Source organism: Streptomyces roseochromogenus subsp. oscitans DS 12.976 (assembly GCF_000497445.1).
Taxonomy (GTDB): Bacteria; Actinomycetota; Actinomycetes; order Streptomycetales; family Streptomycetaceae; genus Streptomyces; species Streptomyces oscitans.
Genome location: NZ_CM002285.1, coordinates 6,692,255 through 6,709,615, shown reverse-complemented (window position 1 = coordinate 6,709,615; position 17,361 = coordinate 6,692,255). Strand labels below are relative to the sequence as shown.

14 protein-coding genes are annotated in these 17,361 nt (G+C 71.4%); 6 read left to right on the top strand and 8 right to left on the bottom strand.

Features of this window, described 5'->3' with window-relative positions; translation table 11 throughout:
* Nucleotides 1–85 precede the first annotated feature (85 nt).
* Together M878_RS78765 and M878_RS78760 are read left to right on the top strand one after the other, a co-directional pair.
* On the top strand, nucleotides 86–1,819 hold the full coding sequence (locus M878_RS78765) for an ABC transporter ATP-binding protein (protein WP_031226164.1): 1,734 nt from the start codon (nucleotides 86–88) through the stop codon (nucleotides 1,817–1,819).
* Entirely contained in the window at nucleotides 1,819–3,747 is a 1,929-nt protein-coding gene (locus M878_RS78760; RefSeq protein ID WP_023550992.1) for an ABC transporter ATP-binding protein, read from the top strand. The genes M878_RS78765 and M878_RS78760 overlap by 1 nt, the downstream gene beginning before the upstream one ends.
* Nucleotides 3,748–3,798: 51 nt before the next feature.
* Here M878_RS78760 and M878_RS78755 read toward each other — a convergent pair whose 3' ends face one another.
* Complete coding sequence (locus M878_RS78755; RefSeq protein ID WP_425347916.1) at nucleotides 3,799–5,052, bottom strand: RNA polymerase sigma factor; 1,254 nt, start codon at nucleotides 5,050–5,052, stop codon at nucleotides 3,799–3,801.
* Nucleotides 5,053–5,243: 191 nt separating this feature from the next.
* Between M878_RS78755 and M878_RS49240 the strand changes: the two genes are divergently transcribed.
* Nucleotides 5,244–5,603 (top strand): hypothetical protein, encoded by a 360-nt coding sequence (locus M878_RS49240; protein ID WP_023550990.1) that lies wholly within the window; start codon nucleotides 5,244–5,246, stop codon nucleotides 5,601–5,603.
* 16 nt (nucleotides 5,604–5,619) lie between these two features.
* Here the strand turns inward: M878_RS49240 and dnaG are convergent, their stop codons facing one another.
* From dnaG to M878_RS78735, 4 genes are all read right to left on the bottom strand, one after another.
* Nucleotides 5,620–7,527, bottom strand: coding sequence for a DNA primase (gene dnaG, locus M878_RS78750; protein ID WP_023550989.1), 1,908 nt, complete (start codon nucleotides 7,525–7,527; stop codon nucleotides 5,620–5,622).
* Between the two features lie 38 nt (nucleotides 7,528–7,565).
* Entirely contained in the window at nucleotides 7,566–8,828 is a 1,263-nt protein-coding gene (locus M878_RS78745; RefSeq protein ID WP_023550988.1) for an NAD(P)/FAD-dependent oxidoreductase, read from the bottom strand.
* A 114-nt stretch (nucleotides 8,829–8,942) separates the two neighbouring features.
* The gene (locus M878_RS78740; RefSeq protein ID WP_023550987.1) at nucleotides 8,943–10,211 is read right to left on the bottom strand and encodes a deoxyguanosinetriphosphate triphosphohydrolase; all 1,269 of its coding nucleotides are present in this window, start codon (nucleotides 10,209–10,211) and stop codon (nucleotides 8,943–8,945) included.
* A 152-nt stretch (nucleotides 10,212–10,363) separates the two neighbouring features.
* The gene (locus M878_RS78735; RefSeq protein ID WP_023550986.1) at nucleotides 10,364–11,218 is read right to left on the bottom strand and encodes a sirohydrochlorin chelatase; all 855 of its coding nucleotides are present in this window, start codon (nucleotides 11,216–11,218) and stop codon (nucleotides 10,364–10,366) included.
* A gap of 168 nt (nucleotides 11,219–11,386) precedes the next feature.
* On the opposite strand from M878_RS78735, the gene M878_RS78730 reads away from it, so the two are divergent.
* The 3 genes from M878_RS78730 to M878_RS78720 all read left to right on the top strand — a co-directional run bounded on the left by M878_RS78730 (nucleotide 11,387) and on the right by M878_RS78720 (nucleotide 15,171).
* Nucleotides 11,387–12,064 (top strand): SanA/YdcF family protein, encoded by a 678-nt coding sequence (locus tag M878_RS78730; RefSeq protein ID WP_023550985.1) that lies wholly within the window; start codon nucleotides 11,387–11,389, stop codon nucleotides 12,062–12,064.
* Nucleotides 12,065–12,181: 117 nt separating this feature from the next.
* Entirely contained in the window at nucleotides 12,182–14,275 is a 2,094-nt protein-coding gene (locus M878_RS78725) for a molybdopterin oxidoreductase family protein (protein ID WP_023550984.1), read from the top strand.
* Between the two features lie 56 nt (nucleotides 14,276–14,331).
* Nucleotides 14,332–15,171 (top strand): arylamine N-acetyltransferase family protein, encoded by an 840-nt coding sequence (locus tag M878_RS78720; RefSeq protein ID WP_023550983.1) that lies wholly within the window; start codon nucleotides 14,332–14,334, stop codon nucleotides 15,169–15,171.
* Between the two features lies 1 nt (nucleotide 15,172).
* On the opposite strand, the gene M878_RS78715 is transcribed toward M878_RS78720, so the two are convergent.
* Genes M878_RS78715 through M878_RS78705 form a run of 3 tightly spaced genes read right to left on the bottom strand, consistent with a single transcriptional unit; the run spans nucleotide 15,173 to nucleotide 17,290 of the window.
* Nucleotides 15,173–15,619, bottom strand: a complete 447-nt coding sequence (locus tag M878_RS78715) for a gamma-glutamylcyclotransferase family protein (RefSeq protein WP_023550982.1) — start codon at nucleotides 15,617–15,619, stop codon at nucleotides 15,173–15,175.
* A 36-nt stretch (nucleotides 15,620–15,655) separates the two neighbouring features.
* Complete coding sequence (locus M878_RS99020) at nucleotides 15,656–16,933, bottom strand: hemopexin repeat-containing protein (protein WP_023550981.1); 1,278 nt, start codon at nucleotides 16,931–16,933, stop codon at nucleotides 15,656–15,658.
* A gap of 27 nt (nucleotides 16,934–16,960) precedes the next feature.
* Nucleotides 16,961–17,290, bottom strand: a complete 330-nt coding sequence (locus M878_RS78705; RefSeq protein ID WP_023550980.1) for a hypothetical protein — start codon at nucleotides 17,288–17,290, stop codon at nucleotides 16,961–16,963.
* Between the last annotated feature and the right edge of the window lie 71 nt (nucleotides 17,291–17,361).

The following is a 17,361-nucleotide window of genomic DNA, read 5'->3' as shown; positions in this document are numbered from 1 at the left end:
GTTGAGGTAACGCGGGTGGAGTGTCCGACGATGGGGGCCAAGGGCACACCGACCAGCCCCTGTCGCCGAACCCGAGAGACGTAGCGTGCTCATACGACTTCTGCGGACCTATCTCCGTCCCTACAAGAAACCCATAGCCTTGCTGGTGCTGCTGCAGTTCCTGCAGACCTGCGCCACCCTCTACCTGCCCACCCTGAACGCGCACATCATCGACAACGGTGTGGTGAAGGGTGACACGGGTTACATCCTGTCCTTCGGCGCCCTGATGATCGGCATCTCGCTGGCGCAGGTCGTGTGCAACATCGGCGCCGTGTACTACGGCGCGCGGACCGCCTCCGCGCTCGGCCGGGACGTACGCGGTGCCGTCTTCGACCGGGTGCAGTCCTTCTCCTCGCGTGAGGTGGGTCACTTCGGGGCGCCCTCGCTCATCACCCGTACGACGAACGACGTACAGCAGGTCCAGATGCTGGCCCTGATGACGTTCACGCTGATGGTGTCGGCGCCCATCATGTGCGTGGGCGGCATCGTGATGGCGCTCGGCTTGGACGTGCCGCTGTCCGGTGTGCTGGTCGCGGTCGTGCCGGTGCTCGGTATCTCCGTGACGCTGATCGTGCGCCGGCTGCGGCCGCTGTTCCGGTCGATGCAGGTGCGCCTCGACACCGTGAACCGGGTGCTGCGCGAGCAGATCAGCGGCAACCGGGTGATCCGCGCCTTCGTCCGCGATGAGTACGAGCAGGGCCGGTTCGGGAAGGCCAACGCCGATCTGACCGAGATGCAGCTGGCCACCGGCCGGATGCTCGCGCTGATGTTCCCGATCGTCATGACGGTGGTGAACCTGTCGTCGATCGCGGTGGTGTGGTTCGGCGCGCACCGCATCGACAGCGGCGGGATGGCGATCGGCGACCTGACCGCGTTCCTCGCCTATCTGATGCAGATCGTCATGTCCGTGATGATGGCCACCTTCATGTTCATGATGGTGCCGCGCGCGGAGGTGTGTGCCGAGCGCATCGAGGAGGTCCTCGGGACCGATTCCAGCGTGGTGCCGCCGGCGGCGCCGGTCGTCGAGCTGCGCCGGCACGGTCATCTGGAGATCCGGGCCGCCGGCTTCCGCTATCCGGGTGCCGAGGAGCCGGTGCTGAAGGCCGTCGACCTGGTGGCCCGGCCGGGTGAGACGACCGCCGTGATCGGCTCCACCGGCAGCGGCAAGTCGACGCTGCTCGGGCTGGTCCCGCGGCTGTTCGACGCCACCGAGGGCGAGGTCCTGGTCGACGGCGTGGACGTCCAGGAAGTCGACCCGAAGCTGCTGGCGAAGACGGTCGGACTGGTGCCGCAGAAGCCGTATCTCTTCGCGGGCACCGTCGCCACCAACCTGCGCTACGGCAACCCGGACGCCACCGACGAGGAGCTGTGGCACGCGCTGGAGGTGGCGCAGGCCAAGGACTTCGTGAGCAAGCTGGAGGGCGGCCTGGACGCGCCGATCGCGCAGGGCGGTACGAACGTCTCGGGCGGCCAGCGCCAGCGGCTGGCCATCGCCCGCACCCTGGTGCAGCGCCCGGAGATTTACCTCTTCGACGACTCCTTCTCCGCGCTCGACTACGCCACCGACGCGGCGCTGCGCGCGGCACTCGGCCGGGAGACCTCCGAGGCGACCGTCGTCATCGTCGCCCAGCGCGTGGCGACCATCCGGGACGCCGACCGGATCATCGTGCTGGACGAGGGCCGGGTCGTCGGCTCCGGCCGGCACCGGGAGCTGATGGCGGGCAACGAGACCTACCGGGAGATCGTGCTCTCCCAGCTGACGGAAGCGGAGGCTGCCTGATGGCCGGGCCCATGGGACGCCTGATGGCCGGGGGCGGCCCCGACCAGCGCTCGATGGACTTCAAGGGGTCGGGCAAACGGCTCGTCTCCCTCTTCAAACCGGAACGGCTCACGATCTACGGCCTGCTGCTGTGCGTGGTCGTCAGCGTGACCCTGAACGTGATCGGCCCGAAGATCCTCGGCAAGGCGACCGACCTGGTCTTCGCCGGCATCATCGGCCGGCAGATGCCGGCCGGGGTCACCAAGCAGCAGGTCCTCGACCAGATGCGGGCCCATGGCAGGGGCTCCGTCGCGGACATGCTGCAGAGCACCGACTTCACGCCCGGCAAGGGCATCGACTTCGGTGCCGTCGGGAACGTCCTGTTGCTCGCGCTCTGTACGTTCCTGGTCGCCGGCCTGCTGATGGCGGTGGCGACCAGGCTGGTCAACCGGTCCGTGAACCGCACGATGTTCCGGATGCGCGGGTCCGTGCAGGCGAAGCTGTCGCGGCTGCCGCTGTCGTACTTCGACAAGCGCCAGCGCGGCGAGGTGCTCTCCCGCGCGACCAACGACATCGACAACATCGGGCAGACCCTCCAGCAGTCGATGGGCCAGCTGATCAACTCGCTGCTGACCATCATCGGCGTGCTCGCGATGATGTTCTACGTCTCCTGGATCCTGGCGCTGGTCGCGCTGGTCACCGTGCCGCTGTCGTACGTCGTGGCCACGCGGGTCGGCAAGCGGTCGCAGCCGCACTTCGTGCAGCAGTGGCGCTCCACCGGCAAGCTGAACGCGCACGTCGAGGAGATGTACACCGGGCACACCCTGGTGAAGGTGTTCGGCCGGCAGGAGGAGTCGGCGAAGCAGTTCGCCGAGCAGAACGAGGCGCTCTACGAGGCCGGGTTCAAGGCGCAGTTCAACAGCGGTGTCATGCAGCCGCTGATGATGTTCGTGTCGAACCTCAACTACGTGCTGGTCGCGGTCGTCGGCGGTCTGCGCGTCGCCTCCGGTTCGCTCTCCATCGGTGACGTGCAGGCCTTCATCCAGTACTCGCGGCAGTTCTCGATGCCGCTGACGCAGGTCGCGTCGATGGCGAACCTGGTGCAGTCCGGTGTCGCCTCGGCCGAGCGGATCTTCGAACTCCTGGACGCGGAGGAGCAGGAGGCGGATCCGGTGCCGGGCGAGCGGCCGGCCGAACTGCGCGGGCGGGTGCGCCTGGAGCATGTGTCCTTCCGGTACGACCCCGAGAAGCCGCTGATCGAGGACCTCTCGCTCGCGGTGGAGCCCGGTCACACGGTGGCGATCGTCGGCCCGACCGGCGCGGGCAAGACCACGCTGGTCAACCTGCTGATGCGGTTCTACGACGTGTCGGGCGGCCGGATCACCCTGGACGGCGTGGACATCCGCAGGATGTCCCGGGACGAACTCCGGGCCGGGATCGGCATGGTGCTGCAGGACACCTGGCTGTTCGGCGGCACGATCGCGGAGAACATCGCGTACGGGGCGTCCAGGGAGGTCACCCGTGGGGAGATCGAGGAGGCAGCGCGGGCCGCGCACGCCGACCGGTTCATCCGCACGCTTCCCGACGGGTACGACACCGTGATCGACGACGAGGGCACGGGGGTCAGCGCGGGTGAGAAGCAGCTCATCACCATCGCGCGGGCGTTCCTGTCCAACCCTACGATCCTGGTGCTGGACGAGGCGACGAGTTCGGTCGACACCCGGACCGAGGTGCTGATCCAGAAGGCGATGGCCAAGCTGGCGGCGGGGCGGACGTCGTTCGTGATCGCGCACCGGCTGTCGACGATCCGGGACGCGGACACGATTCTCGTGATGGAGAACGGGTCGATCGTGGAACAGGGCGCGCACGCCGAGCTGTTGGCCGCGGAGGGTGCGTACGCGCGGCTCTACAAGGCCCAGTTCGCGCAGGCTGTGGCCGAGGTGGACTAGGCGGACGGGGGCCACCGACGGGCGGCCCCCATCGTCTCCTCGGTCCGGGTCTCAGTCCAGATAGCCCCTCAGCTGGTCTGCGAAGGCGTGGTCGCGAAGCTTGTTGAGGGTCTTCGACTCGATCTGGCGTATCCGTTCCCGGGTCACGCCGAAGAGGCGGCCTATCTCCTCCAGGGTGCGGGGGCGGCCGTCGATGAGGCCGTACCGGAGTTGGACGACTTTCCGCTCCCGTTCCCCCAGCGTGGACAGGACGGCCTCCAGATGCTCCCTGAGCAGGAGGAACGCGGCGGACTCGACGGGGCTCGCCGCGTCGCCGTCCTCGATCAGGTCACCGAGGGCCACGTCATCCTCCTCGCCGACCGGGGCGTGCAGCGAGACGGGTTCCTGGGCCAGCCGCAGCACCTCGGAGACCCGCTCGGGCGCCAGGTCGAGGTGGTCGGCGACCTCGTCGGGCGTCGGCTCGTACCCCCGTTCCTGGAGCATGCGCCGCTGCACCCGCACGACCCGGTTGATCAGCTCGACCACATGGACCGGGACGCGGATGGTGCGGGCCTGGTCGGCCAGGGCCCGGGACATGGCCTGGCGGATCCACCAGGTGGCGTACGTCGAGAACTTGTAGCCGCGGGCGTAGTCGAACTTCTCGACCGCCCGGATCAGCCCGAGGTTGCCTTCCTGGACCAGGTCGAGCATGGTCAGGCCGCGGCCGACGTACCGTTTGGCGACGGACACGACGAGCCGCAGATTGGCCTCGATGAGCCGCCGCTTGGCCATCCGCCCCATGACGACGAGCCGGTCCAGATCGAGCGCCAACTGGCCTTCCAGGTCAGGGGTGTTGCTCAGCTTCTCCTCGGCGAACAGGCCGGCCTCGACCCGGCGGGCGAGTTCGACCTCCTCGGCGGCCGTGAGCAGCGGGATGCGGCCGATCTCGCGCAGGTACTGGCGGAACAGGTCGGCGGAGGGGCCGCCGGTGTCGACCCGGGCCACAATCGGTGTCTCGACGAGCCCGGCGGCCTCCAGTGGTTCGCCGGCTTGCTCGGGCTCGTCCGTGAACGCTTCCGCGGGCGGTTCCGCCGGCTCGGCGGGCACCGTCTCCGGGTGCCGGGCTGCGGGGCCCTGCGGGGGCACGGCCACGAGGACTTCCGGCTCCGCGTCCGGCTCGTCCGCGGTGGCGCCGGTGGCACTGTCGGTCTGGGTGAGGGTCTGGGTCTGCACGGGGGCGACCTCCAGGATGATCACTGCTGAAGGTGTGCGGCAGCGGTTTCGGGAGTGGAGAGTCGACGGCCTGCGCTCCGCGGACTCGGGCACCGCCCCCAGTGTGGAGTACGACACATCCCCGCCACGAGGGGCTTGCGGTGACTTTTTGCATCCGATCCGTGACCGGTAGGTGATCCGGAGGTGGCGCCCAGTCCGTGACCGGTCGGTTACTCAGCTCGTTGGACCATCCGACTGGCATATGCGGGCATTGGCCCGCACCGACTTGGGGCAGGATGGAAGGCATGAGCGAGATGGAAGAGCTGCGGCGGCGCCTGGAGGCGCTGGAGGCGCGGGTGGACGAGGTCGTGGAACAGCAGGCCGCCACCAGGCATCTCGCTGTGAACTCCGACCGGGACGTGGCCGCGCTTCAGGAGCAGCGCAGGGCGGACATGCAGCTGCTCCAGGCTCTGCGGACTACACAGATCGAGCACGGCAAGACGCTCAGGGAGCTCGGCACGACTGCGGGAGTCCTCCTCACCGGCCAGATCGAACTGGCGCGGGTGCAGGACAAGCACACCGAGAAGCTGGACAGCCTGACGATGTCGGTCGACGCGATCCTGCGTCACCTTGGCATCACGGACTCGCAGTATCCGGAGGACTGACACCGCGGAGGCGCCTCTACAGCGCCTTCGCGCCCCGCTCCCGCAACGCCTGGTCGTACTGCTGGAGGATCCACATCTCGTTCTGAACGGCGGACAGTTGGGCGGGGTCGCCGCCCGTGGCGAGGCGGGTCAGCTGGGACTGGATGTCGTGGATACGGCGTTCCACGGCGCGACGGCGGATCTGGACCAGGACCGTGCCGGCGTAGACCTCGTCCACCGTGCGCCGCAGGATCGGCTCCACGGCCAGTTCGGTGACCATCGCGCGGACGGTGTCGTCGGGCGCGGCCTCGCGGACCCGGACCAGATACTCCTGCGGGTCCTGGACGCCGTACTCGGCGCCGCCCGCCTCGGCGACCGTCTGGCGGACGGCGGCATAGGGAGGAGCGGTGAACTCGTCCAGGCCGTAGGCGTCGAAGGCCGGGGAGACCAACTCAGGGCGTTGCAGGGCGAGTTTGAGCAGTTCGCGTTCGGCGGCGTAGACGGGGTTGCGCAGGGTGAGGGCCGGGCCGGAGGAGGCTGGGCGGGCGGTCGGCGCCGGCCACTGCTGCTCCGCGCCGCGCGGGCGGTCCTGCGGGGCCTTTCCGCCGCGGTCCCTCGCCCAGCGGGCCAGCTGGGCCACGCGGCGGACCACGAACTGGGTGTCGAGGATGCCGAGCATGCCGGCCAGTTCGACGGCGACCTCGTGCTGGGCGCCGCTGTTCTTGATGCGGGCGACGATGGGCGCCGCCTCGTCCAGGGCGCCCGCCCGGCCCGCGGGCGTGTCCAGGTCGTAGCGGCTCACGATCTGGCGGAGTGCGAACTCGAAGAGGGGTGTGCGGGGTTCGGCCAGGTCCGCCACCGCCTCGTCGCCCTTCGCGAGGCGCAGTTCGCACGGGTCCATGCCGTCCGGCGCGATCGCGATATAGGTCTCGGCGGCGAACTTCTGGTCGTCCTCGAAGGCGCGCAGGGCGGCCTTCTGCCCGGCCGCGTCGCCGTCGAAGGTGAAGATCACGCGGGCCGAGCCGTTGTCCATCAGCAGGCGGCGCAGGATCTTGATGTGGTCGCCGCCGAAAGCCGTACCGCAGGTCGCGATGGCCGTCGTCACCCCGGCCAGATGGCAGGCCATGACGTCCGTGTAGCCCTCGACCACCACCGCCCGGCTGGCCTTGGCGATGTCCTTCTTCGCCAGGTCGATGCCGTACAGGACCTGCGACTTCCTGTAGATCTGGGTCTCGGGTGTGTTCAGGTACTTCGGGCCGTTGTCCGCCTCGTACAGCTTGCGGGCGCCGAAGCCGACGACCTCGCCGCCGATGTCCCGGATCGGCCACATCAGGCGGCCACGGAAGCGGTCGATGGGGCCGCGGCGGCCCTCCTGGGAGATGCCGGAGAGGAGCAGTTCCTTGTCGGTGAAGCCCTTGCCGCGCAGATAGCGGGTGAGGTGGTCCCAGCCCTGCGGGCTGTAGCCGACGCCGAAGTGGACGGCGGCGGCCTGGTCGAAGCCGCGCTCGGCGAGGAAGAGCCGGCCGGTCTCGGCCTCGGGGCTGGTGGCGAGCTGCTCGGCGTACCACTGCGCGGCGATCTTGTGCGCCTCGACCAGGCGGATGCGCTCGCCGCGCTGGTGCGCCGGGTTGTACCCGCCCTCCTCGTAGCGCAGCGTGATGCCGGCCTGGGCGGCGAGGCGCTCGACCGCCTCCGAGAAGGAGAGGTGGTCCACCTTCATCACGAAGGTGATGGTGTCGCCGCCCTCCTGGCAGCCGAAGCAGTGGAAGAGTCCCTTGCTCGGGCTGACCTGGAAGGACGGCGATTTCTCGTCGTGGAAGGGGCAGAGGCCCTTGAGATTGCCGCCGCCCGCGCTGCGCAGCTGGAGGTACTCGGAGACCACGGCGTCGATCGGGACCGCGTCCCGTACCGCCTTCACGTCCTCGTCGTTGATCCGTCCTGCCACGAGGTGATTCTACGGGGCGGCACCGACACACCTGGCTCTCAGGAGGCCAGACCGTCCAGCGGGACGTGCGGGTCGGCCAGGGCCTCCGTGTTCACCTGGGCCTGGGAACGGATCAGCTGCTGGATCCGGTCTGTGACATCCCACACGTTGACGTTCATCCCGGCCAGCACGCGTCCCTCCGCCACCCAGAACGCGATGAACTCCCGCTTGCCGGCGTCGCCGCGGATCACCACCTGGTCGTACGACCCCGGCGGCGCCCAGCCGCTGTACTCCATCCCCAGGTCGTACTGGTCGGTGAAGAAGTAGGGCACGCGGTCGTAGGCGATCTCCTGGCCGAGCATCGACCGTGCGGCGGCCGGGCCGCCGTTGAGGGCGTTGGCCCAGTGTTCGACGCGGATCCGGGTGCCGAAGAGCGGCAGCGGGAACGCGGCGACGTCACCGGCCGCGTAGATGTCGGGGTCGGAGGTGCGCAGCTGCTCGTCCACCACGACGCCGCCCCCGTCCGCCCGGTCGACGACCGCCAGCCCCGCCGCCTCGGCCAGGGCCGTGCGGGGCGCCGCGCCGATCGCCGCGAGGACGTCGTGCGCCGGGTGCTCCTCGCCGTCGTCGGTGCGGACCGCGAGGACCATGCCGTCCTGCCCGACGATCTCGGTGAGCCGCCGCCCGAACTGGAAGCGGACGCCGTGCTCGCGGTGCAGCTCGGCGAAGACGCCGCCCAGCTCGGGGCCGAGCACATGGTGCAGCGGGGTCGGCGACGGCTCGATCACCGTGACCTCCGCGCCGTACTCGCGGGCCGCCGCCGCGACCTCCAGGCCGATCCAGCCGGCGCCCGCGATCACCAGATGCCCGTTGTCCCGGCCGAGGGAGGCCAGCACGCCCTTGAGCCGCTCGGCGTGCGCGAGCCGGCGCAGATGGTGGACGCCCGCCAGGCCGGTGCCGGGGATGTCGAGACGACGGGGTTCGGCGCCGGTGGCGAGGAGCAGCTTGTCGTAGCGGATGACGGTGCCGTCACCGAGGCGGACGGTCTTGTCGGCGCGGTTGATCGCGACGGCGGGCTGGCCGAGGTGCAGTTCGATGTCGTTCTGCGCGTACCAGGCGGGCTCGTGCACGAAGACGCTGTCGCGCTCCTCCTTGCCGAGCAGGTAGCCCTTGGACAGCGGCGGGCGCTCATAGGGGTGGTCGCGCTCGTCACTGATCAGTATCACCCGGCCGGTGAAGCCCTCCGCGCGGAGCGTCTCGGCCGCCTTCGCACCAGCGAGACCGCCCCCGACGATGACGAATGTCTGATCCGCGTCGACCACTTGATGCCTCCTCGTAAGGGTGCCGCCATATGCCGCCCTGTGCGAGCGTCCCGCACGCGACGTGCTGCGGGAAGAGGGAGTGACCCGATCAGGCCACCGCCGGTCACGTTCCTCTCACATATGCCCCGTAAGTCTCGCGTGGAGCGAGCGAGCGGAGGCGTCGGTGAGGGAGGCGATCTGGTCGACGATCACCCGCTTGCGCGTGTGGTCGTCGCCTGCCCCGTAGAACAGTGCCCGAAACTGCGGGTCGAGGCCGTCCGGCGCGCGAGCGGTCAGCGCCTCGGCCAGCTCCGCCACGATCACCCGCTGGTCCGCGCGCAGCCGTTCCTGCTCGGCGCGCTGCATCACATACCGGTCCGCGACCGCCTTCAGCACGGCACACTCCATACGGGCCTCGCGGGGTACGACGAGTTCGGCGCCGTAGCGGGTGAGCCGGCCGCTGCCGTACGCGGCGCGTGTGGCGCCCTCGGCGGCCAGGCAGAACCGGCCGATGAGCTGACTGGTGGCGTCCTTCAGGCGGGCCTGGGCGACCGCCGTGCCGTCGTAGCCGTGCGGCCACCACTCCTCGTCCTGGAGCCGGTCGAGGGCGGCGGAGAGTTCGGCCGGGTCGGTGCCGGCGGGGACGTACCGGCCGATGGCGACCCGGAACACCTCCTGCCGCTCGGGCTCGGCGTGCAGGCAGTTGGGGTCGATGTGCCCGGCGTGCAGGCCGTCCTCGACGTCGTGCACCGAGTACGCCACGTCGTCCGACCAGTCCATCACCTGGGCCTCGAAGCAGGTGCGGGTGCCGGGGGCGTGCGCTCTGACCCAGTCGAACACCGGGCGGTCGTCCTCGTAGACGCCGAACTTGCGCGAAGCCGGGTCGGTGGGGTGGGCGCCGCGCGGCCAGGGGTACTTGGTGGCGGCGTCGAGGGCGGCGCGGGTGAGGTTGAGGCCGACGGAGCCCTCCGGGGTGAACCGTTTGGGCTCGATGCGGGTGAGGAGTCTGAGGGACTGGGCGTTGCCCTCGAAGCCGCCGCAGTCGTCCGCGAAGGCGTTCAGGGCCTGTTCGCCGTTGTGGCCGAAAGGGGGGTGTCCGAGGTCGTGGGCCAGGCAGGCGGCTTCGACGAGGTCGGGGTCACAGCCGAGGGCCGCGCCCAGCTCCCGGCCGACTTGGGCGCACTCCAGGGAGTGGGTGAGCCTTGTCCTGGGGCTGGCGTCCCAGACCTGGCTGCGGGTTCCCGGGGTGACCACCTGTGTTTTGCCCGCGAGGCGGCGTAGGGCGGCGGAGTGGAGGATGCGGGCGCGGTCGCGTTGGAAGGCGGTGCGGCCGGGGCGTTTGTCCGGCTCGGGGGCGTAACGTTCCAGTGCGGCTGGGTCGTAGCTGAGTGCGATGCCTTCCATTCCTCGACAGTATGCCCAGTCGTCTGCCGAGTTCCGTTTTCGGGCGGCTGCGGGTGCGTTGTGGCTTGTCGCTCCCCCAAGTTCTCGGCTTCGCTCAAACCCGGGGGGACCCCCATCGCGGCGGAGCCGCAGACCGATACAGCCCCGCGCCCCTAGGCAGCCTCCCTCGCCCGTGTTGCAAGGCTCTCCTCGTAGCGGTTGATGATCAAGCGCGCCATCGCCGGGTGGGCGCCCAGGGGATCCGCGGCGATCCATGGCGCCGCCTCCGCGCACTGGGTCGCGAAACGGCCCGGGGCCGTGAAGTACGAGGCGATCGCCACCCGGTGCCGGCCGCGTGCCGCCAGCGCCCGTACGGCCGCCGGGACGTTCGGGCTCGCCGCCGAGGCGTAGGCGGGGATCACCGGGACGCCGAGGCGGGCTGCGAGGAGGCGGGCCATGGCACGGGTGTCCGTTGCCGAGTCGGGGTCGCGGGAGCCGGCCGCGGCCAGGACGATCGCGCTCGACCGCCGTGCGCGGTCGTCCATGCGGCTCGGCCAGCCGGCCTCCAGCAGGCGGTCGTACAGGGCCTCCGCCAGGAGGGGGTGCGGGCCGAGTGGGGGTGCCGTGCGTGCGCGTGCCTGTGCCGTGGCGGCCATCGCGGGGATGTCCTGCTTGACGTGGTAGCCGCGGGAGAGGAGCAGCGGGACCAGGACGGCGGGGGTGTCGCCCAGGGCGGCGAGGGTGTCCGGGAGCAGGGGCGCGTTCAGTTCGATGTGGCCGAGGTGGACGGGGAGGCCGGGGCGCAGCTCGCCTATGCGGTCCCGCAGGGTTCGTACGGTCTGCAGCGCGCGGGGGTCGCGGCTGCCGTGGGCGACCAGGACGAGGGCGGGCCGGGCCGGGCGGCGGCCGCCGAGCGGGGAGACGAGCCGCAGCTGTCCGGCCAGCTCGTTGCCGATGCTGTTCATGAGGTGCGCCGTACTGTCGAGGGGGACGAGGGACTCGGGGCGGGGAGGATGCGACGCCGTCATGGAACGATCCTGCCGGGGTCACGTTGCATGGCCGTTGCCGGGCCGTCACGAGCGTTTTCCACGGGTTCACGTCGTACACATGGACGATGTGAGCGAACCGGAGCGGCGTCGAGGACGTCCTTGAGGGTCGACAGCCGATTCCGGGGGACCGTATTGCGGGGGGACCGTATGAAGATCCGTCGACCGCGGCCGCCGCGCACCCGTCAGGGGCAGCGGCGGCTGGTACAGGCCGTGATGGCCGGGTGTGTGCTGGCGCTGCTGCCGGTGACCTGGCTGTTCGTGTCCACGGCGGACCGGCTGCGGACGACGGCGGACGCGCCGCGCGCTCAGGTCGCCGTGGTGTTCGGGGCCGGGCTGTGGAACGGGGAGCCGTCGCCGTATCTCGCGAACCGGCTGGACGCGGCGGCGAAGCTGTACCGGGCGGGGCGGGTCGAGGTCGTCCTGGTCACCGGGGACAACAGCCGCAAGGACTACGACGAGCCCGATGCCATGCGCGCTTACCTGACGAAGCACGGGGTGCCGGAGCGGCGGATCGTCAGCGACTACGCCGGGTTCGACACCTGGGACTCCTGTGTGCGGGCCAGGAAGATCTTCGGCGTGGACCGGGCCGTGCTGGTCAGCCAGGGTTTCCACATCCGGCGGGCGGTGGCGCTGTGCCGGGCGGCGGGGGTGGACTCGTACGGGGTCGGGGTCGACGCGAAACATGACGTGACCTGGTACTACGGCGGGACGCGCGAGGTGTTCGCGGCGGGCAAGGCGGTACTGGACGCGGTGTTCCGTCCGGATCCGGCGTTCCTCGGGCCGAAGGAGCCGGGGGTGGCGCGGGCGCTGGCCGCCGGGCGGTGACCGTCGCCACCCGGCACGTCCCCTCACCGCGGGCGGGGCGGCGCGGGGAGGTCGCCGTGTCGGGCGTGTAACCGGGAGCGGTCGAGGGTCGTAACACGGTCGACGCACGCTGGCGGTATGGACACGATCGCCTCGACGCCCACCCACTGCCCGTACTGCGCCCTGCAGTGCGGAATGAACCTCACGCCCCTGGCGGCGGGGGGCGTCGAGGTCGCCGAGCGGCCGGACTTCCCGGTGAACCGGGGTGCGCTGTGCGGCAAGGGCCGGACGGCGGCCGCGGTGCTGTCACCGGCGGTGCGGCTGACCTCGCCGCTGGTGCGGTCCGGTGGCCGGCTGGTCGAGACGAGCTGGGCGGCGGCGCTGGACCTGCTCGCCGAGCGGCTCGGGAGTACGCGGGAGGCGTACGGCGCCGACGCGCTGGGCGTGTTCGGCGGGGGCGGGCTCACCAACGAGAAGGCGTACGCGCTCGGCAAGTTCGCGCGGGTGGCGCTGGGCACCTCGCAGATCGACTACAACGGCCGTTTCTGCATGTCGTCGGCCGCGGCGGCCGGGACGCGGGCGTTCGGTCTGGACCGGGGGCTGCCGTTCCCGCTGGAGGACATCCCGCGGACGGGGTGTGTGATCCTCGTGGGCTCCAATCTCGCCGAGACCATGCCGCCGTCTCTGCGGTTCTTCAGCGAACTGCGGGAGAACGGCGGCACGTTGATCGTCGTCGACCCGCGCCGGACGAGGACGGCCGAGCAGGCGGACCTGCATCTGGCGCCGCGCCCCGGCACCGATCTCGCGCTCGCCCTGGGTCTGTTGCACCTGGTGGTGGCCGAGGGGCGGACGGACGAGGAGTACATACGGGAGCGGACGACGGGCTGGGAGGAGGCCCGGGCGGCGGCGATGGCGCTCTGGCCGGAGCAGGTGGAGCGGATCACGGGGGTGTCCGTTCCCCAGCTCCGGGAGGCGGTACGGCTGTTCTGTGCGCCCGAGTCGGCGATGGTGCTCACCGCGCGCGGCCCGGAGCAGCAGTCCAAGGGCACGGACACGGTGGGCGCGTGGATCAACCTGTGCCTGGCGACCGGCCGCGCGGGCCGGCCGCTGTCCGGGTACGGCTGTCTGACCGGGCAGGGCAACGGGCAGGGCGGCCGCGAACACGGCCAGAAGGCCGACCAGTTGCCCGGCTACCGCAAGCTGGACGACCCGGAGGCGCGGGCGCACGTGGCCGGGGTGTGGGGCGTGGACCCGGATGCGCTCCCCGGGCCCGGCCGCAGCGCGTACGAGCTCCTCGACGCCCTCGGCACGGACATCCGGGCGCTGCTGCTGATGGGCTCCAACCCGGTGGTGTCGGCGCCCCGCGCGGCGCATGTCGAGGAGCGGCTGCGCTCGCTGGACTTCCTGGCGGTGGCCGACGTCGTCCTCTCGGAGACGGCGGAGCTGGCGGACGTCGTGCTGCCGGTCACCCAGTGGGCGGAGGAGACCGGCACGACGACCAGCCTGGAGGGCAGGGTCCTGCTGCGCCGGCCGGCGGTCGCTCCGCCGCCCGGGGTCCGCGGTGACCTGTACGTCCTGCACGAGCTGTCCGCCCGCCTCGGCGTCGAGAAGGGCTTCCCGACCGACCCCGAGGAGGTCTTCGAGGAGCTGCGCCGGGCCAGCGCGGGCGGCCCCGCGGACTACTCCGGGATCACCTACCGCCGGCTGGCGGAGGAGACCGGGGTGTTCTGGCCGTGCCCGGAGAGCACGGACGAGGTGGCCCACCCGGGCACGCCCCGCCTCTTCCTGGACCGCTTCGCGACGCCCGACGGCCGGGCCCGCTTCGCCGCCGTGGCCCATCGGGCGACGGCGGAGGAGCCGGACGCCGACTATCCGCTGCTGCTGACCACCGGCCGGGTCGTGGCGCAGTACCAGTCGGGGGCGCAGACGCGCCGGGTCGCCGAACTGAACGCGGCCGCGCCCGGCCCGTTCGTGGAGCTGCACCCGCGCCTCGCGGCCCGTATCGGCGCGGCCGAGGGCGACCCGGTGACCGTGACATCCCGCCGGGGCCGGGCCACCGCGCCCGCCCGGATCAGCTCCGCCATCCGCCCGGACACGGTCTTCATGCCGTTCCACTGGCCGGGCGAGGGCCGCGCCAACACCCTCACCAACCCGGCCCTCGACCCGACGTCCCGCATGCCGGAGTTCAAGTCGTGCGCGGTGCGGGTGGAGGTCGTAGGGCCACCGGAGTAGCGCGGACCGGTCCGGGGGCCGCGGCGGTGCGCGGGGTGGGCGCGTAGGTTCGGAGCATGTCTGATTCTGAGCAGTCTGAGCAGTTCGACCTCGACGCCTATCTGGACCGCATCGGTTGGCGGGGCGGCCGGCGTGCGGGCCTGGAGACGCTGCGGGGTGTCCATCTGGCGCACGCGCTGTCCGTGCCCTTCGAGAACCTGGACGCCCTGTCCGGGCGGGCTCCCTCGCTCGCCCCGGCGGATCTGCTGGCCAAGATGGTCCACGGCAGGCGCGGCGGTTACTGCTACGAGCACAACACACTGCTCCGGCTGGCTCTGGAGGCGCTGGGGTTCCCGGTGACGCCGCTGGCCGGGCGGGTGGTGCTGGGCGCGGCAACCCCGGAGAGCCGGCCGCGGACCCATGCGATGCTGCGGGTCACGGTGCCGGGCGAGCCGGAACCGTATCTCGCGGACGTCGGCTTCGGTTCGATCGGGGCGCTGCTGGCGCCGGTGCCGCTGGTGACCGGCGTCGAGCCCGAGGGCGGCGGACGCCGGCACCGGCTGATGCCGCTGCCGCACCAGGGCCCGCTGGAGCTGTGGGAATTGCAGGCGTACGACCGGCGGGAGCGGGAGTGGGCCGGGCAGTACGCCTTCACACTGGAGCCGTTCACCGCGCGGGACTTCGAGGTGTTCAACTGGTACGTCAGCACCAACCCGCGCTCTCCGTTCACCCAGCGCGCCTTTCTGCAGCGCACCACCGCCGGGCGTCATCTGTCCCTGGACGGCAGCCTGTTGACCGAGACCCGCGCCGACGGCACGGTGGCCGAGCGCAAACTGACGAACGAGGCGGAGGCTCGGCGCGTCGCGGCGGAGGAGTTCGGGATCGCCGTACCCGAGGGGCTGCCACTGCTGAGCTGACTCAGCGCCGGGCCGCCCAGTCGCCGCTCTCGATGCGCGTGCCACGGGCGCGTAGGCGGTCGGCCATGCGTGGGGCGGCCAGGTAGACCCAGGCCCGGACGGGGGTGCCGTCGGCGGTGCGTACGACGTCCCGGGCGACACGCTCGTAGAGGTTGCGTGGGTCGCCGGGCACGTACTCCTCCAGCTGGTCCAGCTCGGCGAGCAACTGGTCATGAGCCTCGGGCAGCGCGGTGACCAGTTCCCCGCTGACGACCGCTCGACCGGGCTCCTCGACGGCGTACGGAAAGCCGGGGCCGTCGTAGAGCGCCGCGCCGGGCAGGCGGGCCCCTTCCTCCGCCGCGGTGCGGCCTCGCAGGAACAGGTCGTGGTTCGCCTCGCCGGGGCGGAGCGTGCCGTAGACGAAGAAGGGCAGCGGGCCCTCGGGCCCCCTCGGCTCTCGCGGGTTCACGCTCCGATTGTGCGGGACCCCGGACCTCCCTCGTGATCAGGCTCTCGTCTTGCCGACCTGCATATGGATGTGGTTCTGGTGCGCCTGCCGCAGCGCGGGGTCGCCGCCGTAGTCGGGGTAGATGACGAAGCCGCTGTCGCCGAGCGGGGGCATGGGCCACTTGTTTCCGGTGCCGATGCCGTTGGCCTCGCACTCGTGGACGGCGAAGCGGTAGGCCGTGGAGAACAGCTGGTAGGCCAGGGCGTCGACGGACGGGGCGATGCGTACGGCGCTGCCGGGCCGGGGCGGCAGGTTGCCCCAGTCCTGGAGGATCGACTTGGTGAAGGGGGTGCCGTCCAAGGTGCCGGCGATGCCCGAGAGATCCAGAGCGCGGCCCTGGTTGTGGCAGTCGTTGGGCGGGCCGTTGCCGTGGCCGATGCCGAGATGGCGCAGCTCGGTCACGTCCGGGGCCGAGGCGTCGATCCAGCGGGTCAGGCGGTACAGGGCGATGAGCATCCGCTGGTCGACGTTGTCGAAGAAGCCGGCCGCGGGATTGAGGGCGTTGGTGTAGCGGACCGGGCCGAGGGTGGGCGGCTGGACCGCGACCCGTTGGCCCACAGCCGGTGTCCCTCCGCCCTGGAGGGTCAGGACGCCGCGGGCGATCAGGTCGGTCGTCAGCCGGCCCGCCTGCTCCGGGGTCAGCAGCCGGGCCGGCTGTACGCCGCCGCCGGGGGCCGGGTCGAGGTGCAGGGTCGCCAGGGTGCCGCTGTCGTCCACGGTGTCCGCATCGACGTCGTACCGCTGGTAGTCGTCGCCGCGGAAGAAGTACGCGTGCCGGCCGCCGGAGTACACGGCGGCGGTGAGGTCCTGAGGGAAGAGGCCGGGCCAGTTGCCGGAGATCGGGAGGGGGTAGCCGTCGTCGGCACGGTCGGCGGTGATGTCGTAGCGCAGGTAGGAGTCGCCCTTGAAGAAGTACAGCTTGCCCGTGCCCCAGTTCACCGCCGTGTCGAAACCCGGCTGCCAGGCGGCGGGCAGCCCGGGCCAGTTCCCGGCCACCGTGAAGGGCGGGTTGGGGGGCAGGTAGTCGGGGTCGGCCCGGTCGCCGGGCTCGTCGTAGCGGACGTAGGTGCCGCCGGTGAACGCGTAGGCCTTGCCCGCGCCCCACCACACGAACGCGCCGGGTGACCGGGGGAGACCGGTCCACTGCGCGGGGACGCTCAGCCCGCCCTGTTCGAGGGAGCCGGTGACCGTGTCGTAGCGGGTGTAGGTGTCGTCGTCGAAAAAGAGGTACGTCTTGTCGTTGGGCCAGGCGATGGCCGTGCGCAGGGCGGGCATGGTGTCCCCTCTCGGGCGGCGGCCGGGTCAGCGGCGGGACGGGGGACAGCCGCCGCGGGTGGAGCGGCACAGGGGGGCGGGGTCGCCGGGGTCGTGGCCGAAGAGACCGCCGGGCTGGACCTCGAGCACGAACGCGTTACTGTCGCGAGCCGGGCCGCCGGGCGGCAGCAGGCTGTCCCGTGGGGTGACGGTGCGCACCGCCCCCGGAGCCCGGGACGAGTTGCCGGACGAGCCGCCAGGCGAATTGTCGGAGGAGTCGCCGGACGAGTCGTCCGTGAGGACGTAGCTGAGCAGATAAGGGTGGTAGCGGTCCCGCTTCCGGTCGATCGCCGCCTGGGGTGGGAGGTTGAGGCGCATGGCACGGCCTTTCGTCCGTTACGGATAAGGGGGCGCGCAGGCGGACGTGATGGGCAGCCGCGCCCGCCTGC